The organism is Neobacillus drentensis NBRC 102427 (assembly GCF_001591445.1).
GTDB classification, from domain to species: domain Bacteria; phylum Bacillota; class Bacilli; order Bacillales; family Cytobacillaceae; genus Neobacillus; species Neobacillus drentensis.
Genome location: NZ_BCUX01000016.1, coordinates 1 through 25,149 on the forward strand (window position 1 = coordinate 1; position 25,149 = coordinate 25,149).

Here is a 25,149-nt window from a genome sequence, read left to right on the forward strand (position 1 = left end):
ACTGGACCTGCAAGCGGACCTCTTCCCACTTCATCGACACCAGCAATTAATTCATATCCTCTATTGCGCCCTTTAAGCTCATACGAACTCATTTCAACAAACTTTTCTTTTAACCGTTGAGTTTCTGCCAATTTCTTTTTCCATTTATGTACAAGCTGTTGGACACCCTTTCGCTCATCATGAAGGATGTCCAACAATAACGGATCATTTTCTTGTACGACGTTTTCTAATTGTCGTTCTATCTCTGCAATGGTTAATAGCCTCATTTTATCTCCTATTGTTACGATAACACTAAGTCTTTTAGTTTAAAGGTTTTACTTTCGCCAAAGATTTCTTGTTCCAGTCTTTTTCCCGTCGGAGTTGCTGCAAGTCCACCCTCTGCCGTTTCCCTTAAGGATGATGGCATGGATTGGCCAATTAGGAACATCGCATGAATGACCTCATCACAAGGGATTCTGCTTGTAATACCAGCTAGTGCCATATCGGCTGCAGTAATGGCATTGGATGCGCCCATTGCATTTCGTTTCACACAAGGGACTTCTACAAGGCCTGCTACAGGGTCACATACCAATCCCAGCATATTCTTTAATGTAATTGCCATCGCCTCTGCAGCCTGCTTTGGTGAGCCGCCAGCTAGTTCTACAATTGCAGCGGCTGCCATTCCACTTGCTGAGCCTACCTCTGCTTGACACCCGCCTGCCGCACCGGAAATGGAGGCATTATTAGCTACAACGAAACCAAACGCTGCTGAGGTAAATAAAAATTCGATCATTTCTTCTCGGGTTGGATTTAACTTTTCTTTTACTGCAAATAATGTACCAGGTACAACACCTGCTGAACCAGCTGTTGGCGTTGCACAGATTACGCCCATTGCGGCATTTACTTCGTTGGTTGCTACCGCTTTACTGACCGCATCTAATAAGATAGTCCCGCCTAGTGCCTTGCCGCTTTTAATATAGTTTTGGAGCAGAACAGCGTCTCCACCGGTTAGGCCTGTATGGGAATGCACACCATTTAGACCTCTTTCCACTGCTTGTTCCATGATAGTTAAATTTTTATCCATTTTTCCAATTACTTCTGCTCTACTAAGACCTGAAACTTCTATTTCTTGACGAATCATGATTTCAGCTATTTTTACTTGATTGCTTTCTGCAAGTTGTACAAGTTCTGCTACATTTCGAAACATGAATAATCCCCCCTGATGTGTGCTCAATTTATCTAAACAACCATTCGAATGATTTGCGATACATTTGAAAGATTTGTTAATTCATCAATAACTTTATCTTCAATTCTCTGGTCAACTTCAATAACCATTAAAGCCATTTCACCTTTTTCTAACCTCGAAACCTCCATATGGCCGATATTAATTTCATGGGCTGATAAAACATTGGTTACCGCAGAAATGATACCAAAGCGGTCCTGATGAACAACTAAAATGGCGGGATGTTCACCCGATAGCTTTAACGGGAAAGAATTTAATTCTGTAATTTCAATGGTTCCCCCGCCAATAGAAATCCCCACCATTTCAAGGTCGTTTGCCTCATCATATAAGTTGATTTTTACAGTATTGGGATGATCCACTACTGCATCTTCCGTTCGAAATTCAATCGCTAATCCCATTTCATTTGCTATTTCCAAAGCTTTTGGCAATCGTTCATCATTAGTATCAAAATCTAACAGACCTGCGACAATTGCAAAGTCTGTTCCGTGACCCTTATAGGTTTTTGCAAATGAACCGTATAATGAGATTATGGCTTTCTTTGGTAATCTTCCGAACAAGGTTCTTGCCACCCTGCCAATTCTTGCTGCACCTGCTGTATGAGAACTTGACGGCCCAATCATAACCGGACCGATAATATCAAAAGCGGATCGATATTTCATGTAAAACACTCCTTTTACCTCTATTGGATAAATCGTAAAGTTTACTATTTAGATGTTTTTTTCTTCAACATTTATATTTCCATAATAATAAGGTCTTTTCAATCAATTTTACTAGGAATGCTACTAAGTAACTAGCGATAAATCTTGGTAATAGTCCAAGTATTACCGTTTTTCCCTTATTTTTGAGGTCTCGTCAATTTGGTATTCATTGTGTGTTCGGATTTTTTGAAGATAATTGTAGATTGTAAACTTTGACACACCTAATACGGTTGCCAAGTACTCTGTCGACCCCTTTATCAGGAATGCCCCTTTTTCTTCTAATCGAGCAACACATTCTATCTTTTCTTCAAGGGTTAATAACCCTGGAGCTTTTTTAAATTCATGAATGACTTGATCGACCATATTCTGAATAACATCTTGGACAGTTGAATAAAAATTTTCAGATTTGGTATGTTCCAAATCATAGCTAATGAACTCTTCCATTTCCCCTCCAACTTGAATCAAGAGGGAAATATCGTAATTCATACATAGGGCACCTATCACCTTTTGCTCATGATCACGTAAAAAAACCGTTGAAGATTTCATAATATTACCTTTACTTGATTGTGTTTTATAGTTAGGAATATCATGTACTTCAGAATAGGGCTTAGCTAGTTCTGTTAGGACTAAATCTGTTATTGGCGAGCCAATTTTCCTTCCTGTTACGTCACCCGCTAAATAAACTAATGACTTTTTCAAATCACTAAAATCATGAACAGCAACTTCACAGCGCTTGCCAAACATTTTCACTAGCATATCAGCCGTTCGAAATGCTAAATTAAATACGGGTTCATTCCTGTCACTCAAAATTTTCCCCTCCCGCTATTGAAAACGATTACAATTATAGATAAAAAATATAATTAGTTAAGTCATTTTTCAATTACATCAACAATCAAGATTGTATCATACATTCCGTAACTTTAAAATAAAATTGTAATAGTTACAAAAAAATTGTAATAACAAAAAAAATTCATTATTACTTAAAAATCAATAAGGAAGGATGACAAAAAAATATGCTCTCCAATTGGAGAGCTTGATGAAGTCATTATTCTTTATTCAACAATAAAATCAGCAGGTCGTTCAAATGTAACCCGGCCAAATTTTTCTGACCTTATTTCCTTGATGACCAACTCAGAAACTTTATCATAATTTACAATACCACCTGCCATTAGGCAACCGCGCAGTACACCAATTTTGTCAAACATTTCGACCACATCTTCAGGAAGGCTGTCAAGATTGTAACGTTCTTTTAAACGCTCTGGATATTCTCGTTCTAAAAACCTTAGCGTATAGACCGATAGATCCTGAAGATTTAATAACGTATCTTTGATTGCGCCTGTGACTGCAAGTTTTTTACCAACTTCTTGGTCTTCAAACTTTGGCCATAATATCCCAGGGGTATCAAGCAGTTCCATTTCCTTCCCCACTTTAATCCATTGCTGGGCCTTGGTTACACCGGGTGTATTTCCTGTTTTAGCGATATTCTTCTTTGCCAATCGATTGATTAATGTCGATTTACCTGCGTTAGGAATTCCGACAATCATCGCTCTGATTGCCCTTGGATTAGTTACACCTCTAGCTCTTAAACGGTCAAACTTTTCCTTTAATATTTCCTTAGAAGCGTTGGCAATGTCTCTCATACCTTCACCTGCAAAGGAATTAATCGCGAGTGCTTTTATTCCCTTTTTAGCAAAGAACTCAATCCATTCCCTAGTTGCTCCTATATCAGCCATATCAGCCTTATTTAATAAAACAAGTCTAGGCTTATGCTGAATAATTTCATCTATCATCGGATTTCTCGAAGAATAGGGAATCCTCGCATCTACCAATTCAAATATGATATCTACTAATTTTAACTTTTCCGTGACCTCTCTGCGAGCCTTAGCCATATGGCCTGGAAACCATTGGATCGTCATCGTTGGCCACCTCCTTTAAGGTCGTAAGCGCCCTGTCTATTTCACTGTTACGATATGTGCATCATTTAACGGCCAGTATACGAAACTTGTTTTCCCGATAATTTTATCAAACGAAACGGTTCCGATATGGCGACTATCTTTACTAAAGCGGCGATTGTCACCCATGACAAATAATTCACCTTTTGGAACAGTTTTACGGCCAATTTTTTCTTCCAAGGTAAAAGGATCTGTTAACGGTCCATCTTCTACTTCTTTTTTATATTTATCCAAATACGGCTCTTGATACGCTTTTCCATTAACAAATAATGTATCATCTTTATACTCAATAGTGTCACCGGGAAGTCCAATTACACGCTTTATGTAATCCTTTTGTTCTGGTGCGTGGAAGACAATGATATCAAATCGCTTAGGTTCACCAATATTATAACTAAACTTATTTACAATCATTCGATCCTGATCCTTTAATGTTGGCATCATCGATAATCCATCGACAACAATTGGTGCAAAAAGAAAGTATCGAATAACCGCAGCTAAAATAACGGCAATCAAAAGGGCCTTTGTCCATTCCCAAAGTTCATTTTTCTTTTTTGTCATAACAATCCCCGCCAATCTCTGCAAAAAAATGTTTTATCAAACTTATTTTACATAACTTCAACAAATTTAACACGATGGGATTCTATTTTTTAATCAAACTTTAATTATTTGTTAAAAAATCAGCAATAATTTGAAAAACCCATAATTTATGGTTAAAGGTCAGCAAAACGATATATAAAAAAAGAGCCTGCTCCCGAGCAAGCCCTTTTTCTTTTCATATTATCGAATCTCTTTAATTCTTGCTTTTTTACCACGAAGGTTACGCAAGTAGTAAAGCTTAGCACGGCGAACTTTACCGCGACGAAGTACTTCTAGCTTCGCAATTTTTGGTGTGTGTACTGGGAAAGTACGCTCAACGCCTACTCCGTAAGAAATTTTACGAACTGTAAAAGTTTCGCTAATTCCACCACCACGACGCTTAATCACAACACCTTCAAATAACTGAATACGCTCACGAGTACCCTCAACAACCTTAACGTGTACACGTACAGTGTCACCGGGACGGAATGAAGGAAGATCAGTACGAAGTTGTTCTCTTGTGATATCTTCAATCAATTTTTGCATCGTTTTCAACTCCTTCCAACAGACGCTCATGCACATCAAACTCTTAAATACATTGCAGCGGAACATCGTTATAAGACCATAATCTGATTTGTATCAGTTCAAGTCACAAGTAGTATCATAACATAATTGCTAGGACCGCGCAATACTACTCGTATTCTTTTTTTACTTCTTTAAGCCATTTTTCCTGTTCCTTTGTTAATTCTATTTTCTCAAATAAATCAGGGCGTCTTAACAGTGTTCGCCGTAATGCTTCCTTATTGCGCCATTCTTCTATTAATTTATGATTACCTGATATTAGCACATCGGGAACCTTTAGACCACGGAAATCAGCTGGTCTTGTGTAGTGCGGATGTTCAAGTAGTCCTGTGCTGAAAGAGTCTTTCATATGTGATTCCTGATTCCCGAGCACTTCCGGCAGTAGTCGGACAACGCTATCAACCACAACCATCGCGCCAAGTTCACCGCCAGTCAAGACATAATCACCAATCGAAATTTCATCTGTTACTACATGTTCACGAATTCGTTCGTCATATCCTTCATAATGACCACAGATAAAAATTAAATGATCTTCTTGTGCTAACTCCTCTGCTTTCCGTTGCTCATATCGTTCACCTTGCGGACAAAGAAGAATCACACGAGGCTTCTTACTTATTGCTTTTTCCTTAAGAGCTGATACAGCATCAAAGATAGGCTGTGGTTTTAGTACCATTCCTGCCCCGCCGCCGTAAGGATAATCATCAACAGTAGAATGTTTGTTATCTGCATACTCGCGGAAGTTAACAACGTTATAGCAGACCGCCGATTTCTCAGCAGCCTTTTGCAAAATTGATTGACCAAGTACCCCGGAAAACATCTCCGGAAATAATGTGAGAATATCAATCTTCATCATGAAAGTAACCCTTCCATCGGATCGATTAGGATGACTTTTTCTTTCACATCTACTTTCTTAACCACATCATGGATATAAGGGATTAGTAAATCATTGCCGCTTTTACCTTTAACCACCCATACATCGTTGGCACCTGGGGATAGAATTTCAAAAACCTTTCCAAGCTCTTCGCCTTTTGTTGTGGCAACAAGGCACCCAATAATCTCATGGTAATAAAATTCATCCTCTTTTAATGTCCCTAGTTGTGACTCAGGAACTTTTAGAATTCCATCTCTAAACTTTTCTACTTCATTGATATTGTTATAACCTTCAAAGCTAAGTAATTCAAAATTCTTATGGGTTCTGTGGCTTTTGACAGTTAATTCAATCGGCGAACTGGAATTCGGCATAAATAAATATAATACATTTCCTGTTTTATAACGTTTCTCAGGGAAATCTGTCTTTGATATGACTCGAACTTCGCCTTTAATACCCTGCGTGTTTACAATTTTTCCGACATTAAACCATTTTTCCATCGCTTTACACCTCTAGCGTATATCTTCTATTATTCCATCTTTAATAATAATTGTAGGTTGCCCAATCTGCTCCTTCCATATGTCACCTATCTTTATCTCTACAAGGGCTTGGACTTCCTTTTCCTTTAATTCACTGCCTAATGGGAGCATATGTAATTGTTCGATTTGAAACTCAAGCAGCTTTTCTTTTTCCGACCGCTTATTGATTTCTTTTTCATAATGATTCTTCAATGCGCCTGGCGAAAAGTTCTTGGTTTTATCTATACGTTTCAATTCAAATTGAAGCTGGTTTTTTTCTCTTTGCAGCTGGAGTTTTTGTGCTTCATAATGATTAAATAATTTTTTTTTACTGTTTTCCGTTAGAATTTGTTTTACCACAACGGTCTGAATAATTTGCACAGAAACGCCTCCCATATGCCTCACATCGTATGAAAAAAAGGGAGGAATAAATTCCTCCCTTCCCTCTAGATGCAATAAGCTATTCACTAATTTCTAGAAATATTTTCTTTTGTTGTGATGATCCTGCTGCATATACAACAGTTCTAATGGCCTTTGCAACACGCCCCTGTTTGCCTATTACTTTACCCATATCTGTTTTATTAACAGATAGCTGATAAGTGATACGGCTGTCGTCTTCCTTAATGTCCACATGGACGTCTTCCGGAAAGTCAACAAGAGGTTTAACAATCGTTTCGACTAATTGCTTCATAGTCGATTCTTACTTACTTAATTTTGCATTATGGAATTTTTCCATGATGCCTTGATTTGAGAAAAGGTTACGAACTGTATCAGATGGTTTTGCACCGTCTTGTAACCATTTAAGAGCTAATTCTTCGTTGATGTCAACTTTTGCCGGTTGTGTAACTGGGTTATAAGTCCCAACAACCTCAATGTAACGTCCATCACGTGGTGAACGAGAATCTGCTACTACGATACGATAGAAAGGAGTTTTGTTAGCTCCCATACGCTTTAAACGAATTTTTACTGCCATTTTAAATAAGCACCTCCGAATAGTTTCACACAAGATAGTATAATATCAATTCTTTTATAGTTTGTAAAGTGTTTTTTCTTTACATACAGTATTACCAATAATTAACGATTTAAAACGGTTTAAACGGAAACTTAAAACCGCCCTTTTTCTTGCCTTTTTGCTGCATGCCAGTCATTTGTTTCATCATTTTTTTCATATCTTCAAACTGCTTTAACAAGCGGTTTACTTCTGTTACAGAACGACCGCTGCCTTTGGCAATACGATTTTTCCGTTTGGCGTTCAAGATTTCTGGATTATTCTTTTCTGCCATTGTCATTGAACGGATGATTGCCTCAACATGAGCAATTTGCTTTTCATCGATTTGAAGATTATTTAACCCTTTAATTTTGTTTGCACCAGGCATCATCTTCAATAGTTCATCAAGCGGACCTAAATTACGAACCTGGCCAAGCTGATCCAAAAAATCCTCAAGCGTAAACGAAGCTGTTCGCATTTTTTGTTCCAATTCCTTAGCCTTTTCTTCGTCAACATTTGCCTGGGCCTTCTCAATCAACGTCAGCACGTCACCCATACCAAGGATTCTAGATGCCATTCGTTCAGGGTGGAAAGGTTCCAACGCATCTAATTTCTCGCCTAAACCGACAAATTTAATCGGGGTTTGCGTTACAGCGCGAATCGAAAGTGCCGCACCACCCCTGGTATCGCCGTCGAGCTTGGTTAATACAACCCCAGTTAGACCGAGCTGCTCGTTAAAGCTTTGAGCCACATTGACCGCATCTTGACCCGTCATCGCATCGACGACTAAGAAGATTTCATCAGGTTTTGTTAATTCTTTAATGTCCTTTAACTCACCCATTAATGCTTCATCCACATGGAGTCGCCCTGCAGTATCAATAAGGACATAGTCATGATGTTCTTCTTTTGCTTTGGCAATCGCCTGCTTAGCAATTTCAACAGGGCTTACTTGATCACCAAGTGAGAACACAGGCATGTCTAATTGTTTACCAAGTGTTTCAAGCTGTTTGATTGCAGCTGGCCGATAAATATCGGCAGCAACAAGCAATGGCTTACGGTTATACTTTTTGCGAAGCAAATTGGCAAGCTTTCCGGAGGTTGTCGTTTTGCCGGCACCCTGTAAGCCAACCATCATAATAACGGTTGGGGGGCGATTAGACACGGCGATTTTGCTTTGTTCCCCGCCCATCAATTCCGTCAATTCTTCATTAACGATTTTTATAATCTGCTGTCCGGGTGTTAAGCTTTTCAGTACTTCCTGCCCTATGGCACGTTCACTGACCTTTTTCACAAAATCTTTAACAACCTTGAAATTTACGTCTGCTTCTAGCAAAGCCAGACGAACTTCACGCATCATTTCTTTTACATCCGCTTCTGAAACTTTCCCTTTTCCACGGATTTTTTGGATTGTATTTTGCAGTCGGTCGGCTAATCCTTCAAATGCCATTCATGCCGCCTCCTAATCTAAATTCTCCAGCTCGGCAACGGCTTCTAACATTGCCTGCTTTGAAGGGTGATCCTCATTGAGCATTTCTTTTACATTTCTTAAAAGTTTGCTGCGCTCTTGAAATTTCTGAAATAATAGCAGCTTTTCCTCGTACTCCTCGAGCATTGTCTCCGTCCGCTTAATATTATCATATACGGCTTGGCGGCTTACATCATACTCTTCTGCTATTTCACCTAAAGAGTAATCATCGAGATAATAGAGAGACATATAGCTTTGCTGCTTTGGGGTTAACAACGAATGGTAAAAATCATAAAGATAGTTCATTCGTGTCGTCTTTTCAAGCATGCAATCCCCTCCAATGCGCATGTTAAGTGAAAAGCCTTTACAAAAGTAGTTTACAGGGTCAGACATTATCTGTCAAGATACTACCTTTACATCAATTACTCTGTTTTTTCCACTTGATCTGCAAATAATCCATACACATATCTTTCCGCGTCAAATTCCTGAAGGTCATCCATTTTTTCGCCTAAACCAACAAATTTTACCGGGATTTTTAACTCATTACGGATTGCAAGAACAATTCCGCCTTTTGCCGTTCCATCTAATTTTGAAAGAACAATTCCGCTGACATTTGTCACTTCTTTAAAGGTTTTTGCCTGGATAAGAGCGTTTTGCCCAGTTGTTGCGTCAAGGACTAATATTACTTCATGTGGGGCCCCTGGTATTTCTTTTTCAATGACTCGCTTGACCTTTTCAAGCTCCTTCATTAAGTTCACTTTGTTTTGTAAGCGACCAGCGGTATCACATAGCAATACATCTGCTTTTCGAGATTTTGCTGCTTGGATGGCATCGTACATAACTGCGGCAGGGTCAGAACCTTCTGCCTGCTTAATAACATCAACGCCGACTCTCTCGCCCCAGACTTCCAGTTGTTCAATCGCTCCGGCACGGAAGGTATCACCTGCTGCTAAAAGTACTTTCTTTCCTTCATTCTTAAACTTGTAACTAAGCTTACCAATGGTTGTTGTTTTTCCAACCCCGTTAACTCCAACAAATAAAATGACGGTCAGACCATTTTCTTGGATATTTAATTTTGAGGATTGTTCTTCCCCAGCATTATAGATATCTACCAACTTCTCGGAAATGACACTTTGGACTTCCTGCGGATCTTGTATGTTCCGACGTTTGACTTCCATTTTCAACTCATCGATAAGTTTCATAACTGTATCAAAGCCGATATCGGCCTGAATCATGATTTCTTCTAATTCTTCGAAGAAGTCTTCATCCACTTTGCGGTATCTTGCGACAAGGTCGTTTACTTTACCTGAGAAATTATCCCTTGTTTTCGTAAGACCTTCTTTAAACTTCTCGGTTACTGCATCCGTTGATTTGGTGATTTTTTCTTTTAATTTTTTAAAAAAACTCATATTATCACTTCCTATTTTTTTGGATTATACTTAGCGTTGATTTCCGCTCCAGGCGCTTCGCTTTCCGCGGGCGGTCCGGGGAGCCTCCTCGGCGCTAAAGCGCCTGCGGGGTCTCCCCTGTCCCGTCCTCCCGCAGGAGTCTCGCGCCTTCCGCTCCAATCAACAGGGCAATAAAATCAACAATGACCTTTTACACAATATATTTTTAAGATTCAACAAGCTCTTTTGTGTCTTCTAAGCGGACGGATACTAGTTTTGAAACACCTGATTCTTGCATGGTTACTCCGTAGAGGACATCTGCTTCTTCCATGGTTCCTTTGCGGTGGGTAATTACAATAAACTGCGTCTCCTTGCTATATCGTTTTAAATATTGGCTGAAGCGCTGGACATTTGCTTCATCCAAGGCCGCTTCGACCTCATCAAGGATGCAGAAGGGAACCGGGCGGACTTTTAATATGGAAAAAAGAAGGGCAATCGCTGTTAATGCTCGTTCTCCACCTGATAATAAGCCTAAATTTTGCAGTTTTTTCCCCGGTGGCTGTGCAACAATTTCAACACCTGTATTTAATAAATCACCTGGTGCGGTAAGCACCAAGTCGGCTCTTCCACCGCCAAAAAGGGTTCTAAATACCGGCTCAAAATGTTCACGAATCCCATTAAAGGTCTGTTCAAAGCGTTTTTTCATTTCTTCATCCATTTCATCAATTACCTTGTATAGAGTCTCTTTTGCTTCTTGGAGATCATTCTTTTGTTCATTAAGGAACTCGTATCGTTCGGAGACACGCTCATACTCATCAATGGCACCTATATTGACATTCCCAAGCTCTTCAATGGCCAGCTTGATTAGCTTAACCTTTTTCCGCGCTTCTTCAATGGATATCGTTAATGGATATTGTTCTTTTGCACCTTCAAACGATAATAAGTATTCCTCTCTTAAACGAGCAAACCGGTTTTCGAGATCGACATCCAAGCGGTTGATTTTCACTTCCTCGTCTTTTAAAACGACAGTCATCCCACGGTGAAGTCTTTTTAATTCCTTGACTTCCAATTCTAAGTCTTCTAATGCCAATTTTAATGATAGACGTTCTTCTCGTCTAACCGTAATTAACTGTACCGCGGCTTCTTTATCCTGTTGTTTTCGAATAGCAGCAGTTTCTAGCTGTACCTCTCCAGACGAACTATTTGTCATTTCCGAGGTTAACAAATTTAAGTCTTCTGTAAACAGTGAAAGCTTTTGTTCACTCTCTTCAAAATCTGCTTTTAGATTTGTAAAACGTTCCTGTGTACTCATATACTGTTCATTTTTAGAAGCAAATGCTACTTTCAAATCATTTATTTCAATAGTCAGCGCTTCTTTCGAGGTTAAATCACTCGACTTACGTTCAGTAAGTTTCGCTATTTGAGACTCCAGCTCAGCTATTAAAGTTTTATAGGACTCCATCGATTGGGTTAATTCATTTTTTCTTTTTAATAAAGATGTTTTCTCATCAGTAAATTGCCCTTTTTCTAAATCATAAATAGCTAAACGTTCGTTGATATTTTTTTCTTCTTGTTCCGCTTGACGAAGGTCACCCTTTAAAGAAAGTTCATTTAATCTCAATTCTTCGCCATCTTTACGCATTTCTTCAAGTAGTTTTTCTGAATGCTGAACGTCTTCTTTTAGTGACTTGACAAGCTTTTCTAATTGGGTTGTTTTTTCTTCCATCACAATAAGTTTATCTTTTAAGTCCTCAAGCTCAACCTTGCGCGTTAATAATGAAGAGTTTTTTTGTTTAATGGCACCACCGGTCATGGAACCGCCCGGATTGACGATATCACCATCTAACGTGACCATTCTACAGCGATATTGTAGAATTTTAGCTAATTCATTGGCGCCTTTTAAGTCACTCGTAATGACTACATTCCCCAATAGATTGCTCATTACCTCCACATATTTCGGATCAAATTTAACAAGACTTACAGCTGTACCAACAAACGATGTATGCTTTTGAATAAAAGCTAATTGATTTGCTGATAAGGGTCTTCCCTTAATGACACTCAATGGCAAGAAAGTAGCCCGGCCAAAAGAATTCTGTTTCAAATAGTGAATGGCTGTCCGTCCATTTTGCTCATTATCCACAATGATATGCTGCAAAGCTCCGCCAAAGGCTGTTTCTAATGCCGTTTCATACTCTTTCGGGACCGTCACAAGCTCGGCAACCGCTCCTTCGATTCCCTTTAGGTTTTTCCCTCTAGCTTTAAGGATTTCTTTTACACCTTGAAAAAAGCCTGAGTAATCTTCTTCCAGTTCTTCAAGCATTTCTTTCCTTGACTTTGCCTGTTGGAGAATTTGGTAAGCCTGATACAGTGTCTTTTCTTGTTTTTGATAATTATTCTTGGTCGTCTCCAGCTTTCGCTGCATTTCTCGAAAGGAATCTACCTGCACAGCTATCTTTTCTTGTATATCCTCTAAGGCTGTTTGGATATTCGCTTTTTTTACGTTAGCAATTTGCCGTTCCTCGATAAACTTGTCATTCTCAGAATCAAGCCGTGAACTTTTTCTTTCCTGCTGTTCAAGCTGCTGTTCAATGTATTTCACTTCATTTTTTGCGGCAGCTTGATCGTTTAGCAACTCGATATATTCACTTTTTAATTCTTCAATTTTGTCTTCAATATTTTCGGTAAATAACTGCAGCTTTGCTTGTTTTTCTTTTAATTGAGTTTGCAATTCGCTTACTTGCTTACCAAGGTCCTCAGCAGAAGCTGCAAGTATGTCCCGATTATTTTTTAACTGGTTAATTTTATCTGTTAATTCTAAGATATTCGTTTGAAGCTGCTCTTTATTTTGGGAGGCATTTTTCTTCCGTTCTTTTAAGACTTCTTTTCGGCCTTCCAGTTTTTCTAACTCCTCTGTAGCATGGAGGAGGACATTCTGAAGGTCTGTTATAGACTCATCGAACGCAGTGATTTGATCTCTTTTTTCAACTATTTTTGCTTCCTTTACTTGCAGTTCAGAAGAAAGCCGAAGCTCTTCCTCCTGATGTTCGTTTAATTGTTTGGAAAGACTTTCCCATTTTTGATGAAGATCCTCAATTTCATACACTGTTAAGGCCACTTCAAATTTTTCAAGTTCCTCTTTCCTCGCTAGAAAATCTTTTGCCATCGATGCTTGGATTTTTAATGGTTCTACTTGGCTTTCGAGCTCATGTAAAATATCATTTACACGGTTTAAATTGTCTTGAGTTTCAAACAGTTTTACCTCTGCTTTTTTCTTTCGCTGTTTATATTTAAGCACCCCTGCTGCTTCATCAAAAATAGTTCTCCGTTCTTCGGCTTTACTATTTAAGATTTCTTCCACTTTTCCTTGGCTAATAATTGAAAATGCTTCTCTTCCCAACCCGGAATCCATGAATAAGTCAACAATATCTTTGAGGCGGCATTGCTGCTTATTAATTAAGAAATCACTATCACCTGAACGGGATACTCTTCTTGTGACACTTACTTCATTATAATCAAGTGACAGACCCTTCTCCTGATTATCCAAAGTCAAAGTTACTTCAGCAAAATTTAGGGGTTTACGGGAATCGCTTCCTCCAAAAATAATATCCTCCATTTTACTGCCTCTAAGCGATTTAGCCGACTGTTCACCCAGTACCCAACGAATGGCATCGGTAATATTGCTTTTTCCACTGCCATTTGGACCTACTACAGCAGTTACTCCCGGTACAAAATCAACTCCAATACGATCAGCGAAGGACTTAAAGCCAATAATGTCCAACCGTTTTAAAAACATTCTTAATCCTCCCTATGCGTGCAAGCTGGACTACTTGCAAACATTTTGTCATTTCTAAGTTGTTTTTTCCTTTAGTATATCGAGAGCCATTTGGGCGGCATGTTGTTCGGCTTCCTTCTTTGATTTCCCTGTTCCTACACCTAATTCCTTACCGTTCAAGGAAACTTTCGAAACAAATTCTTTATTATGGGCAGGCCCTATTTCTTGGAGAACACGATATTCAATCGCGCCTGTCCCATCCCGTTGAATAAGTTCCTGTAGTTGGCTTTTATAATCCATCACATGAGAAAAAGCACCAGCATTAATCTTAGGAAAAACTACTTTCTCGAGAAATTTAATGACTGTTTCAATTCCCTGGTCTAAATAAAGGGCTCCAATGAATGCTTCAAAAACATCCGCTAGAAGAGCAGGACGCGCCCGTCCACCTGTCATCTCTTCCCCTTTACCCAACAAAACTAATTTTCCAAAGTCAAGTTCATTGGCAAATGCAACAAGAGATGGCTCGCATACAATGGCAGCTCGAAGCTTCGTCAATTCTCCCTCTGTCATCGTAGGATATTTTTTGTAAAGGAATTGTGAAACAGTTAACTCAAGAACGGCATCTCCTAAAAACTCAAGCCTCTCATTATCTTCAAAAGGCTTTCTGCGATGCTCATTCACATAAGATGAATGAGTAAAAGCTTGTTTTAATAATTTTTCGTTTTCCAGCGTAATACCAATCGTATTTTGAAAACCTTTAAATAGATTTTCTTTTGCGCGGTTATTCAAATCTTTTTCCTTATTGTTCTTGCGCATAAAAACTTCTCCACCTTGCATCAAATAATTTACACACCACTCAAGTATAAGTTTAAAAAAAGTATTTAGCAAAACGCAAAGAAACTTGGCATCACATCGGGAAGCCAAGTTCTATTTTACAGAATAAAGCTCCGTTTGAAAACGGAGCTTTTGTGAATAAATCTAACGATTACTTAATGCTTTGTATGTAACTAACAGCGTCACCAACTGTGTTAATTTTTTCAGCGTCATCGTCAGAAATTTCCATATCGAACTCATCTTCTAATTCCATAACTAGTTCAACTACGTCAAGGGAATCAGCACCAAGATCATCTTTGAATGATGCTTCAAGTTTAACTTGAGATTCATCCACGCCTAAGCGGTCAACGATGATTTTTGTTACACGTTCTAATACCTCTGCCATGCCTGTTCACCTCCCCTCAAGCTATTATAGAGTATTTCAACAAAATAATACACCTTGTTTTTTATAAAAATTACATTACCATACCGCCATTAATATGAAGCGTCTGTCCTGTTATATAGGATGAATCATCTGATGCTAGGAATGCAGTCATTTTTGCGATATCTTTAGGCTCTCCTAATCTGGCTAAGGGAATCTGTTTTAACATTTCTGTTTTTACTTCTTCCGGTAATTTATCGGTCATATCCGTTGTAATGAAGCCTGGTGCAATCGCATTTACGGTAATATTGCGAGATGCAAGCTCTTTAGCAGTTGTTTTTGTTAAACCAATGACTCCAGCCTTAGCTGCCACATAGTTTGCCTGCCCTGGATTCCCGCTAACACCAACAACGGATGCAATATTAATGATACGGCCTACTCGCTGCTTCATCATTTGTCTTGTAACCGCTTTTGTACACAGGAAGACACCTTTAAGGTTGATATTAATGACGTCGTCCCATTCTTCCTCTTTCATTCTCATCAATAAATTATCTTTTGTAATTCCAGCGTTATTAACGAGAATATCAAGTTTTCCAAAAGTATCGATCGTTCCCTTAACCATTGCTGCAACTTCCTCAGAGTTTGATACATCACATTTTACAGCGAATGCCTCTCTGCCCAGAGCTTTAATTTCATCAACAACCTCATTAGCCTTTGCTTCACTTCCGGAAAAATTTACTGCAACATTTGCTCCTTGGCGTGCAAGTTCAAGAGCAATTTCTCTGCCAATCCCTCTCGATGCACCTGTTACAAGAGCTGATTTCCCTTCAAGATTCATAGTCTTTCCTCCTTTAACGCATCCATAACAGCTTTTGCACTTTCCTCGTCGGATACTGAATAGGTTGTAACTGTTTTATCAATCTTTTTAATTAAGCCTGAGAGAACTTTCCCAGAACCAATTTCTATGAATGTATCGACACCTAAATCAATCATCTTCCGTACAGAATCTTCCCATAAGACAGGGGAATAAAGTTGTTCAATTAACTTATCCTTGATCTCTGCAGCAGAACTGATTGGTTCTGCAGTGACATTGGCCACGATTGGGATCGAAGCATCCTTCATCTCAATTTCGTCTAATACTTCTCGCAATTGTACCGCGGCTGGCTTCATTAATGTGGAATGGAATGGACCGCTCACGTCTAATGGAAGCACTCTTTTTGCCCCTGCTTCTTTTGCTTTCACTGCTGCAAGCTCTACCCCTTGTTTAGAGCCTGAGATAACAATCTGACCTGGACAATTTAAATTTGCTAATGATACAGGATTACCAGCATCACTAATTTCTGTTGTCACGGTTGAAAGGGGTGCACGATCAAGACCTAATACCGCTGCCATCGATCCTTCCCCATTTGGAACGGCACTTTCCATAAACTCGCCCCGTTTTCTAACAGCAAAGACTCCTTCTTCGAAAGTAAAGGTGCCGGCAGCAACAAGAGCCGTATATTCGCCTAAGCTATGGCCAGCAACATAATCAGCTTTAATCCCAGATTTTTGGAAGTATTCCAATATAGCAATACTGGTTGTTAATAGGGCTGGCTGTGTATTATAAGTAATTGTTAATTCTTCTTTTGGACCCTCAAAGATTAGTTTACTTAGTTGAGTATTAAGCGTTTCATCCGCTCTTTTAAAATAATCCATTACCTCCGGATGATTGTCTGCTAACTCTTTACCCATACCGACTGTTTGTGACCCTTGCCCAGGAAACACAAATGCTATTTTCTTCATTCCTATTCTCCTTTACCTTTCATCTTTTGCGGTATCTGCTTCTTCTGTTGAAATTTTAATTAATCCAACAACATCATTACTTACCATTTCCCTTGTTTGCCGGATTGCGCTAAAAATAGCCTGCGCATTTGAAGAGCCATGAGCCTTAATAACAGGTGCATTTAAACCAAACAGTGCAGCACCGCCATATTCGGAATAATCCATTGTATTCTTTAAGGTTTTTAGATTTGGTTTTAAGACAGCGGCCGCTAATTTACTTGTAAAACTGCTCATTAACGCCGTTTTTAACATTTTAAACATAGACATTGCCGTTCCTTCAATTGTTTTTAGGACCATGTTTCCTGTAAATCCATCGGTAACAACCACATCAGCAACACCATCTAGCAAATCTCTTGCTTCAACATTCCCTACAAAGTTAATATCGGCATTTTTTAACATTTCAAAGGCATGCTTGGTCAGTTCATTCCCTTTCTTTTCCTCGGTCCCAATGTTTAACAGACCGACTCTTGGCTTCGTAATGCCTCTTACTTTTTCACTATAAATAGATCCCATCAATCCGTATTGGAGCAGATGCTCCGGCTTGGCATCTGCATTTGCCCCAACATCTAGTAACAGAAAGCCTTCACCGCCAATGGTCGGAAGTGTTGGCGCTAAGGCTGGACGGTGAATCCCATTTATTCTGCCAACTACAAATAGACCCGCAGCTACTAAGGCACCTGTATTTCCCGCAGAGATACAAGCATCCGCCAATCCATCTGCTACTTGCTGTGCTGCCAACACCATGGAGGCATTTTTTTTACGGCGCACCGCTTTTACAGGTTCGTCCGTTCCAAGGATAACTTCGGTGGTATGGATAACTGAAATCCGTTCATGATTTGTTAATGTTTCTTTAATTTTATTTTCATCCCCAAAAAGGGTAATATGTATATCTGAAAATGCTTGTACAGCTTTAAGTGCCCCTAAAACAATTTCTTTTGGAGCATTGTCGCCGCCCATTGCATCAATTGCTAGTTTCATTTTTCTCATCCTTTACCGATTTTTCGAACGGTACATTTCAAATTCTCCGGTAAAAACAAGTTCATTATTCACAAAACTTGTGACTTCTACACTTGTTCTGCCTACGTTCCCATCAATTTTTGTTACTTTTGCTTTGGCAATCACACGCTCGCTCAATTTCACCAAACGTTTGAATTGAATATTCGCTTTTGCTGTTAACGCTAATTCGTCGTTAATGACGGCTACAGCAAGGGAATTAGCCTGGGCGAATACATGATGGCCACGAGCAATGTTATTCCGTTTAAAGACATGTTCTTTTTTCACATCAAAAATCGAAATGGCATTCTGATCCAGTTCTATATGAATAATTTCACCGATGACTTCTTCAAGCGGTAAGGAGCGGACTTCATCTTCAAATCGTTTCTCTGCAACGGTCTTAATCCGTTCCCGAAGTTCTGGAATGGATAATTCTAAACGGTCTAGACGAATTGTTTGTACGCTCACTTCAAATTTTTCTGCTAAATCCTCATCAGTTATAAATGGATTATTTTGAATTGTAGTGGTCAATAATTGTTGCCGTTCTTTTTTACTTTTTCTCATAAATTTTTCACACCGTCCGAGATCTTATGACTAGGTACTAATAGTAGTATAAAATTAGAAAAAGCAGATTGCAAGAATTTGTTTTCTATTCATAGCATCTACTTTTTCTATGTAGAAATTCTTAAAAAGGTAAATGAACTAATTTAATCTAGCTTTTCCCCTTCTAAAACCCCTGATTCCCCAAGCGCTTCTCTTAAAAATAGATACTCGGGGGATGTCCAAAAGGTTTTTGACTGGATGAGTATCATTGCATCATTTCTGGCTGTTTCTAGCGCACGATAGTCATGGACCATATCTGCGACCTTAAATTCAGGAACACCGCTTTGCTTTCTGCCAAAAAAGTCGCCTGGTCCTCTAAGTTCTAAATCCTTCTCACTTAGAACAAATCCATCATTTGTTTCCGTCATGATCCGCATTCTTTCTTGACCCACTTCTGATTTAGGACTAGCAAGTAAAATGCAGTAGGATTGATCGCTGCCCCGTCCAACACGTCCGCGCAGCTGGTGGAGCTGCGAAAGGCCGAATCTTTCTGCATCATAAATAACCATCATCGTCGCATTCGGAACATTTACCCCTACCTCAACTACTGTGGTTGAGACAAGCACCTGTACTTCGTTGGCACTAAACTCCTTCATTACTGAATCTTTTTCTTCCGAGCTTAAGCGACCGTGCATAAGCCCCGCCTTATAGCGATTTTGAAAGTAGTGACTTAGAGTAGTGAACACATCAATCGCGTTTTGGACATCGAGTTTTTCTGATTCTTCAATCAGTGGACAAATAACATAGGCCTGATGCCCTTTTTGTAATTCCTTTTCTACAAAAGCTAGGACGCGCTCGAGCATTTCCGGTTTTGCCCAGTAAGTTTCAATTGATTTTCGCCCTGCCGGCATCTCATCAATTATGGAAACATCCATTTCACCAAACACCGTGATTGCAAGTGTTCGCGGAATCGGGGTCGCAGTCATAAAAAGAACGTCAGGATTCTCACCTTTTTCCCTCAGCACTCTTCGCTGTTCTACCCCAAAGCGATGCTGTTCATCGGTAATTACAAAGCCCAATTTTTTGAAGGTGACCTCATCCTGTATAAGTGCGTGTGTACCAATTAAAATATCAACATTACCATTCGCTAGTTCTTGAAGGATTTCTTTTCTGCGTTTGCCCTTAATAGAACTTGTCAAAAGTTCACACCTGATATCGAATGGATCTAGCATGCTTTTTAAGCTTTGTGCATGCTGCTCCGCTAGAATTTCTGTTGGTACCATTAAAGCTCCCTGAAAACCCGCAGTCACACTGGCATATAAACCAATCGCCGCAACAACCGTTTTCCCTGAACCCACATCCCCTTGTAACAATCGATTCATCCGGAGTGGTGATTTTAATTCCGCTAACACTTCATTGACGACCCTAGTTTGAGCATTTGTTAACGGAAAAGGAAGACTTTTGATAAATCCTTCTACCTGTAACTCATTATAATTTTGGCAAATACCCGGGGAATGTTCACGTTCAAACTTCCTTAATGCCTGCATTTTTAGTTGAAACAAAAGAAATTCTTCATAAACAATGCGCCTTCGTGCTTGTTTGACATCTTCTTGGCTACTTGGAAAGTGCATTGCCTTAATCGCTACCTGTTTATCAAGCAGGCGATATTTTTTTAAGAAAACATCTGGAAGAGTTTCTTCTATGAATTGTCCATATTGTTGGAAAGCATTGCTGATAAATTTGCGAATACCCTTTGTCGTTAATTTCCCTCGTAATGAATACACCGGCTCAAAATCCTTGGACTTTGCGTTTGTGCCTTGTTGCATTTCAGTTGCCGTGATTGTTTGCCGATGGGCATCCCATTTTCCAGTGATCGTTATCGTTTCATTGATAATAATTTTATTTTTTAAATAAGGCTGGTTAAAAAAGACTACTTTAATTAAATGAGAGCCAACGAAAAGTCGGATCATTAGTTTGGATTTCTTCCTTCCAAAATAGCTAAGAGAAGGTTCACTATGAACCTTCCCTTCTACTGTTACTTTCTCATCATGCTGCACCTCTGTTATATCACGAAGGCGGTAATCTTCATAACGATAAGGAAAATACTCCAATAAATCTTCTATCGTAAAGATTTTCATTTCTGAAAAAATCTCAGCAGTTTCTTCACCAATACCCCTAATAACGGTTATTGATTGTTTTAGATGTGGATTCACTATTACACTACTCCCCCACTAAGCGCAGTTATATCTTTTAACTTCATTTTCACATAAAAAAGAAGGGATCTCCCCTTCTATTTTAGCGGTTCATTATTCAATTGAAAAGATAAATGAATACAACGGCTGGCCGCCATTATGGATTTCAACCTCAACATCTTGATAATTCTCTTCAACAAACTGGGTTAACTGACTTACTTCTTCTTCGCTTACGTCTTCCCCATAAATAATCGTCAAAATTTCGGAATCATCATCGAGCATTTGTAAAAGCAACTCTTCAGTTACTTTTCCTTTGTTCTTGTTCTTAACAACAATTTTCCCTTCAGCAATACCCATGAAATCATCTTTCTCGATGTCTAATCCATCAATTTGGGTATCTCGTACAGCAAAAGTAATTTGGCCCGTTTTAACATGTTCTAAGGCATCATTCATTGAGGCTTTATTGGCTTGTAGCTCTGCTGACGGATTAAATGCTAACAGAGCTGAAAGTCCTTGCGGTACAGTTTTGGATGGTATGACATAAATATCTTCTTCTGAAACATCGGCCGCCTGCTGGGCTGCCATAATAATGTTTTTATTATTAGGTAATATAAATACCTTTTTAGCGTTAACTTCTTTAACAGCCTTGACGATATCCTCTGTACTCGGATTCATCGTTTGCCCGCCTTCTATGACGGCATGGGCCCCAATACTTCTAAATAAATCTGCAATGCCTGATCCCATCGATACCGCAACAATTCCGTATTCTTGCTGCTCTTTAGGTGATCCCTGCTTTTCAGCAGCGGGCGCAACATGTGTTTCGCCTACAATATTGGTATGCTGTTGACGCATGTTTTCAATCTTCATATTAATTAAATTTCCGTACCTTTGCCCGTAGCTTAGTACGTCGCCAGGCTGCTCGGAATGGATATGGACTTTCACAACATCTTCATCGGCAATGACTAATAAAGAATCACCTAATTGGCTGAGGTCATTGCGGAAAACGACTTCACTGAAAGGATGCTTGGCTGTCTTTTCCTGTTCAAAACGAACCATAAACTCAGTACAGTATCCAAATTCAATATCTGCAGTGTTTATATGTCCTTGGACACTCTTGTGATGTTCTGTATTTACCAATTCATCCATAGAAAGTGATGCAGAAGGCGTATCAGGCAGCATTTCGCCTTTTAGTACTGCAAGAAATCCTTCGTAAACAAATACAAGCCCTTGTCCGCCGCTGTCAACCACACCAACTTCTTTTAAGACTGGAAGCAGGTCAGGAGTACGTTTTAATGATGCCCTTGCTTCTATTAATACTTCTTCCATGATGACAATAATATCGTTTGAATTCTGGGCTGCTTGAACACCCTTCTTAGCTGAATCCTTAGCGACGGTTAAAATGGTTCCTTCAACAGGCTTCATGACCGCTTTATAGGCAGTCTCTACCCCTGACTCGAGGGCATGTGCAAAATCATTTCCTGAAATTTGCGCTTTCGTTTCTACTGCCTTCGAAAAACCGCGGAATAATTGGGAAAGGATGACACCTGAATTTCCACGGGCTCCCATTAGTAAGCCTTTAGATAGGGCTACTCCAACTTTACCAATATGTTCTTGAACATTATTTTTTACTTCTTTGGCACCTGAAGTCATTGATAAATTCATGTTAGTTCCAGTATCACCATCGGGCACGGGAAAAACGTTTAGGGCATCCACCATTTTTGCATTTGCAGCCAAATGATTTGCTCCTTGAATCACCATCTCGGCAAAACGTTTTCCATCTAAAGCTGTTATTGACACAAACTTTCCTCCTCACTTGAGGTTCGTCTCGCGAACTTAAGGGTTCGTCACTCGAACTCCCTGAACGTAAATATTTACCGATTCAACGGCAAGTCCAACCGTCTTATCGAGGGTGTATTTAACCTTTGATTGCACGTTGTGGGCAATTTCGGAAATTTTCGTTCCATAGCTAACAATAATGTACATATCAATATGTAATTCCTCATTTTCTTGGCGGACAATCACGCCCCGAGTAAAATTTTCTCTTCGTAATATTTCCGTAATTCCGTCTTTAATTTGATTCTTTGAGGCCATACCGACGATACCGTAGCACTCGATTGCTGCTCCTCCGGCGATGGTTGCGATTACTTCATTTGAAATATCAATTTGTCCGAACTTTGTTTTTAATTCAATGGACATGAATCGTTCCCCCTCCTGAAAAAATTGCTCCTAGACTATAGTCATTTTACTATAGTCAATGCAATATTGAAAGTTATTCCTGCCTGTTTACTATAAGAGCATTTTATAAATAGTTATGTCAAGGTATTTTTCTTGAAAGGTAACTATTGCAATCAAATACGTTGTATGATAAATTATTAAGGTATTATCTTAAGACTAGAAAATTTGTTCAACCAATTTTCTTTTTTCTGATGAGGATCTTAAAGATAGCTGTATAAAGCTTTTGGTAGTTAAGGAGGGAAATCATTATGCCACGTCAATGTGTTGTAACTGGAAAGAAAACAACAACTGGTAACGCACGTTCTCACGCTATGAACGCAAACAAGCGTACATGGGGTGCTAACCTACAAAAAGTACGTATTCTTGTTGATGGAAAGCCTAAACGTGTTTGGGTTTCTGCAAGAGCGTTGAAATCAGGTAAAGTAGAACGCGTTTAATATGGAATGGGCATCCTAATCGGATGTCTTTTCTTTTTGTCCAAAAAAGTAAAATTTACATAACAACGCTACCCTTTATTATTCCCAATTATTCAAAATAAAAAGCACCCACATTAATCGGGTGCCATTCGTTAAAGAAAAAGCTCTCAACTCTAATACCAATGCTATTCGTTCTTTTTAAACGCCCCAATCATCGCACGGACAAGTCCGCCTAAAAATTTCGGCAATTTAATTGTATAGAATTTCATACTGTCCCTCCTCATAAATCTCCCCAGCTTATTTCAACTCAACTTTTTTCGAACGCCCTACCATTTTATTCAAACGAACGAAATCAGTACCTAATTGTATTGCCTATTAATCATGACTTCTTATCACTATTAATATGCCTTCAGAAAATGAAAAAGTACCATAATCACTATTAAGTTCATTACTTATACATAGTGTGGAACCGATTGAAATATGACGATTTTCCAAAGGGAATTTAAAGCCTTCAAGGGTGAGTTCCTGTACATTAAGTGTTAAAGGAACGAAGGAAATATATTTTTTAGTGTTTATTTTTTCAATGGTATACCGACCAGGTCCTTTAATAAAAATGAGATTAAATTTGTCAATTAAGCAGATATTCGCTGATTTTTTTGTTTTAAGCGGATTTACTAATAAGTGGACATTGGCAAATAAATGATCGAGCCTGCCCCCGGTTGCACCAAATAACCGGATCATACTTGGATCCTGATCAAGTGCCCAATTAAGAGCTAACTCCATATCTGTTTCATCTTTTTCAGGCTTATACTTCTTTAATTCGGTTACGCGTTCTTCAATAAACATTAATTCTTCCACTGATACAGAATCAAAATCCCCAAAAGCAATCTTTGGAGTAATATTTCTTTTTAACAAATGATAGACACCCCGGTCCACACCAACCCAAATCGCGTCTTTCTCTAAGTACTCGCTTAAATCAGGCAAAAGGCTTTCAGGGCCTCCGGCTAGAATATTAATAATCATAAAAAAATCTCCTTTTCCATATGCAAAAAGCCAGCACGAAAGCTGGCTTTTATCATTAACTTCTTATCAGCGAAATTGCCTCCGCATAATCTTCTTGATTATATATAGCTGAACCCGCGACTAACACGTTAGCGCCTGCTTCCACACACAGTTTTGCCGTTTCTGAATTGACACCGCCATCAATTTCAATCTCAATGTCTAAGCCTTTTTGCTCAGCCATTTCTTTAACTTTCTTTATTTTCGGAAGGACCTCTGGAATGAATTTCTGCCCGCCGAAGCCTGGATTGACAGACATTAATAATACCATATCAATATCTCCAATGATGTGTTGAATACTCTCGACGGGAGTAGCAGGATTTAAAACCACTCCCGCTTTGATACCAAAGGATTTAATATTTTGGATTGTGCGGTGAAGATGACGACATGCTTCCACATGAACTGTAATATAATCAGCTCCAGCTTTAGCGAATGCCTCAATATATTGATCCGGATTTTCAATCATTAAGTGTACATCAAGTGGCAGCTTCGTGATTGGTCGAATAGCCTCAACAATGAGTGAACCAATCGTAATATTTGGCACAAAATGACCATCCATGACATCGACATGAATATAGTCTGCTCCACCTTTTTCAACAGCAATAATTTCTTCACCCAATTTCGAAAAATCGGCAGAGAGAATCGAAGGTGCTATTTTTACCATGC

The 25,149-nt window shown here is 39.1% G+C and carries 28 protein-coding genes and 1 pseudogene; 1 reads left to right on the top strand and 28 read right to left on the bottom strand.

Annotation, left to right across the window (positions count from 1 at the left end; all coding sequences use genetic code 11):
- From BDR01S_RS09185 to BDR01S_RS09305, 25 genes and pseudogenes are all read right to left on the bottom strand, one after another.
- A pseudogene (locus BDR01S_RS09185) lies at positions 1-266 on the bottom strand (ribonuclease HII); the annotation flags it as partial.
- Between the two features lie 14 nt (positions 267-280).
- Entirely contained in the window at positions 281-1,186 is a 906-nt protein-coding gene (sdaAA, locus tag BDR01S_RS09190) for an L-serine ammonia-lyase, iron-sulfur-dependent, subunit alpha (protein ID WP_066252707.1), read from the bottom strand.
- A 32-nt stretch (positions 1,187-1,218) separates the two neighbouring features.
- Positions 1,219-1,881 (bottom strand): L-serine ammonia-lyase, iron-sulfur-dependent subunit beta, encoded by a 663-nt coding sequence (gene sdaAB / locus BDR01S_RS09195; RefSeq protein ID WP_066252705.1) that lies wholly within the window; start codon positions 1,879-1,881, stop codon positions 1,219-1,221.
- A 162-nt stretch (positions 1,882-2,043) separates the two neighbouring features.
- The gene (locus BDR01S_RS09200; RefSeq protein ID WP_235846530.1) at positions 2,044-2,727 is read right to left on the bottom strand and encodes a helix-turn-helix transcriptional regulator; all 684 of its coding nucleotides are present in this window, start codon (positions 2,725-2,727) and stop codon (positions 2,044-2,046) included.
- Between the two features lie 245 nt (positions 2,728-2,972).
- Positions 2,973-3,836: a ribosome biogenesis GTPase YlqF gene (gene ylqF, locus BDR01S_RS09205; RefSeq protein ID WP_066252701.1), complete on the bottom strand. Its 864-nt coding sequence runs from the start codon at positions 3,834-3,836 to the stop codon at positions 2,973-2,975.
- Between the two features lie 36 nt (positions 3,837-3,872).
- Positions 3,873-4,430, bottom strand: a complete 558-nt coding sequence (gene lepB / locus BDR01S_RS09210) for a signal peptidase I (RefSeq protein ID WP_066252698.1) — start codon at positions 4,428-4,430, stop codon at positions 3,873-3,875.
- 219 nt (positions 4,431-4,649) lie between these two features.
- Complete coding sequence (gene rplS, locus BDR01S_RS09215) at positions 4,650-4,994, bottom strand: 50S ribosomal protein L19 (protein WP_066252697.1); 345 nt, start codon at positions 4,992-4,994, stop codon at positions 4,650-4,652.
- A 145-nt stretch (positions 4,995-5,139) separates the two neighbouring features.
- The gene (gene trmD / locus BDR01S_RS09220; protein ID WP_174523440.1) at positions 5,140-5,880 is read right to left on the bottom strand and encodes a tRNA (guanosine(37)-N1)-methyltransferase TrmD; all 741 of its coding nucleotides are present in this window, start codon (positions 5,878-5,880) and stop codon (positions 5,140-5,142) included.
- Positions 5,880-6,398, bottom strand: a complete 519-nt coding sequence (gene rimM / locus BDR01S_RS09225) for a ribosome maturation factor RimM (RefSeq protein ID WP_066252694.1) — start codon at positions 6,396-6,398, stop codon at positions 5,880-5,882. The genes trmD and rimM overlap by 1 nt, the downstream gene beginning before the upstream one ends.
- Positions 6,399-6,410: 12 nt before the next feature.
- Complete coding sequence (locus BDR01S_RS09230; protein ID WP_066252692.1) at positions 6,411-6,797, bottom strand: YlqD family protein; 387 nt, start codon at positions 6,795-6,797, stop codon at positions 6,411-6,413.
- A gap of 79 nt (positions 6,798-6,876) precedes the next feature.
- On the bottom strand, positions 6,877-7,107 hold the full coding sequence (locus tag BDR01S_RS09235) for a KH domain-containing protein (RefSeq protein WP_066252690.1): 231 nt from the start codon (positions 7,105-7,107) through the stop codon (positions 6,877-6,879).
- 9 nt (positions 7,108-7,116) lie between these two features.
- Complete coding sequence (gene rpsP / locus BDR01S_RS09240; RefSeq protein ID WP_066252689.1) at positions 7,117-7,389, bottom strand: 30S ribosomal protein S16; 273 nt, start codon at positions 7,387-7,389, stop codon at positions 7,117-7,119.
- Positions 7,390-7,498: 109 nt separating this feature from the next.
- Positions 7,499-8,851 (bottom strand): signal recognition particle protein, encoded by a 1,353-nt coding sequence (ffh, locus tag BDR01S_RS09245; RefSeq protein WP_066252688.1) that lies wholly within the window; start codon positions 8,849-8,851, stop codon positions 7,499-7,501.
- A gap of 12 nt (positions 8,852-8,863) precedes the next feature.
- A complete protein-coding gene (locus tag BDR01S_RS09250; RefSeq protein ID WP_066252686.1) occupies positions 8,864-9,196 on the bottom strand; it encodes a putative DNA-binding protein in 333 nt (110 codons plus the stop codon).
- A 95-nt stretch (positions 9,197-9,291) separates the two neighbouring features.
- The gene (gene ftsY / locus BDR01S_RS09255; protein WP_066252685.1) at positions 9,292-10,278 is read right to left on the bottom strand and encodes a signal recognition particle-docking protein FtsY; all 987 of its coding nucleotides are present in this window, start codon (positions 10,276-10,278) and stop codon (positions 9,292-9,294) included.
- Positions 10,279-10,483: 205 nt separating this feature from the next.
- Positions 10,484-14,050: a chromosome segregation protein SMC gene (gene smc / locus BDR01S_RS09260; RefSeq protein ID WP_066252683.1), complete on the bottom strand. Its 3,567-nt coding sequence runs from the start codon at positions 14,048-14,050 to the stop codon at positions 10,484-10,486.
- A gap of 54 nt (positions 14,051-14,104) precedes the next feature.
- The gene (rnc, locus tag BDR01S_RS09265) at positions 14,105-14,845 is read right to left on the bottom strand and encodes a ribonuclease III (RefSeq protein WP_066252680.1); all 741 of its coding nucleotides are present in this window, start codon (positions 14,843-14,845) and stop codon (positions 14,105-14,107) included.
- A 169-nt stretch (positions 14,846-15,014) separates the two neighbouring features.
- Positions 15,015-15,248 carry an acyl carrier protein gene (locus BDR01S_RS09270; RefSeq protein ID WP_066252678.1) on the bottom strand — a complete coding sequence of 78 codons (234 nt, stop codon included), beginning with the start codon at positions 15,246-15,248 and terminating at the stop codon, positions 15,015-15,017.
- A 70-nt stretch (positions 15,249-15,318) separates the two neighbouring features.
- Entirely contained in the window at positions 15,319-16,062 is a 744-nt protein-coding gene (gene fabG, locus BDR01S_RS09275; RefSeq protein WP_066252676.1) for a 3-oxoacyl-[acyl-carrier-protein] reductase, read from the bottom strand.
- Positions 16,059-17,006 carry an ACP S-malonyltransferase gene (gene fabD, locus BDR01S_RS09280; RefSeq protein ID WP_066252675.1) on the bottom strand — a complete coding sequence of 316 codons (948 nt, stop codon included), beginning with the start codon at positions 17,004-17,006 and terminating at the stop codon, positions 16,059-16,061. The genes fabG and fabD overlap by 4 nt, the downstream gene beginning before the upstream one ends.
- A 12-nt stretch (positions 17,007-17,018) precedes the next feature.
- Complete coding sequence (gene plsX, locus BDR01S_RS09285; protein WP_066252673.1) at positions 17,019-18,023, bottom strand: phosphate acyltransferase PlsX; 1,005 nt, start codon at positions 18,021-18,023, stop codon at positions 17,019-17,021.
- Between the two features lie 12 nt (positions 18,024-18,035).
- Positions 18,036-18,602 carry a transcription factor FapR gene (fapR, locus tag BDR01S_RS09290; RefSeq protein WP_066252671.1) on the bottom strand — a complete coding sequence of 189 codons (567 nt, stop codon included), beginning with the start codon at positions 18,600-18,602 and terminating at the stop codon, positions 18,036-18,038.
- A gap of 143 nt (positions 18,603-18,745) precedes the next feature.
- Positions 18,746-20,794 (bottom strand): ATP-dependent DNA helicase RecG, encoded by a 2,049-nt coding sequence (gene recG / locus BDR01S_RS09295; protein WP_066252670.1) that lies wholly within the window; start codon positions 20,792-20,794, stop codon positions 18,746-18,748.
- A 93-nt stretch (positions 20,795-20,887) separates the two neighbouring features.
- Positions 20,888-22,570: a DAK2 domain-containing protein gene (locus BDR01S_RS09300; protein WP_066252668.1), complete on the bottom strand. Its 1,683-nt coding sequence runs from the start codon at positions 22,568-22,570 to the stop codon at positions 20,888-20,890.
- 36 nt (positions 22,571-22,606) lie between these two features.
- Complete coding sequence (locus tag BDR01S_RS09305; RefSeq protein WP_066252667.1) at positions 22,607-22,969, bottom strand: Asp23/Gls24 family envelope stress response protein; 363 nt, start codon at positions 22,967-22,969, stop codon at positions 22,607-22,609.
- 287 nt (positions 22,970-23,256) lie between these two features.
- Here BDR01S_RS09305 and rpmB point away from each other — a divergent pair, with 287 nt between their 5' ends.
- Positions 23,257-23,445, top strand: a complete 189-nt coding sequence (rpmB, locus tag BDR01S_RS09310) for a 50S ribosomal protein L28 (RefSeq protein ID WP_026566424.1) — start codon at positions 23,257-23,259, stop codon at positions 23,443-23,445.
- Positions 23,446-23,609: 164 nt separating this feature from the next.
- On the opposite strand, the gene spoVM is transcribed toward rpmB, so the two are convergent.
- The 3 genes from spoVM to rpe all read right to left on the bottom strand — a co-directional run bounded on the left by spoVM (position 23,610) and on the right by rpe (position 25,147).
- Positions 23,610-23,693, bottom strand: a complete 84-nt coding sequence (gene spoVM, locus BDR01S_RS09315) for a stage V sporulation protein SpoVM (protein ID WP_035445740.1) — start codon at positions 23,691-23,693, stop codon at positions 23,610-23,612.
- Positions 23,694-23,799: 106 nt separating this feature from the next.
- The gene (locus tag BDR01S_RS09320; protein WP_066252665.1) at positions 23,800-24,447 is read right to left on the bottom strand and encodes a thiamine diphosphokinase; all 648 of its coding nucleotides are present in this window, start codon (positions 24,445-24,447) and stop codon (positions 23,800-23,802) included.
- 55 nt (positions 24,448-24,502) lie between these two features.
- Positions 24,503-25,147, bottom strand: coding sequence for a ribulose-phosphate 3-epimerase (gene rpe / locus BDR01S_RS09325; protein WP_066252664.1), 645 nt, complete (start codon positions 25,145-25,147; stop codon positions 24,503-24,505).
- Between the last annotated feature and the right edge of the window lie 2 nt (positions 25,148-25,149).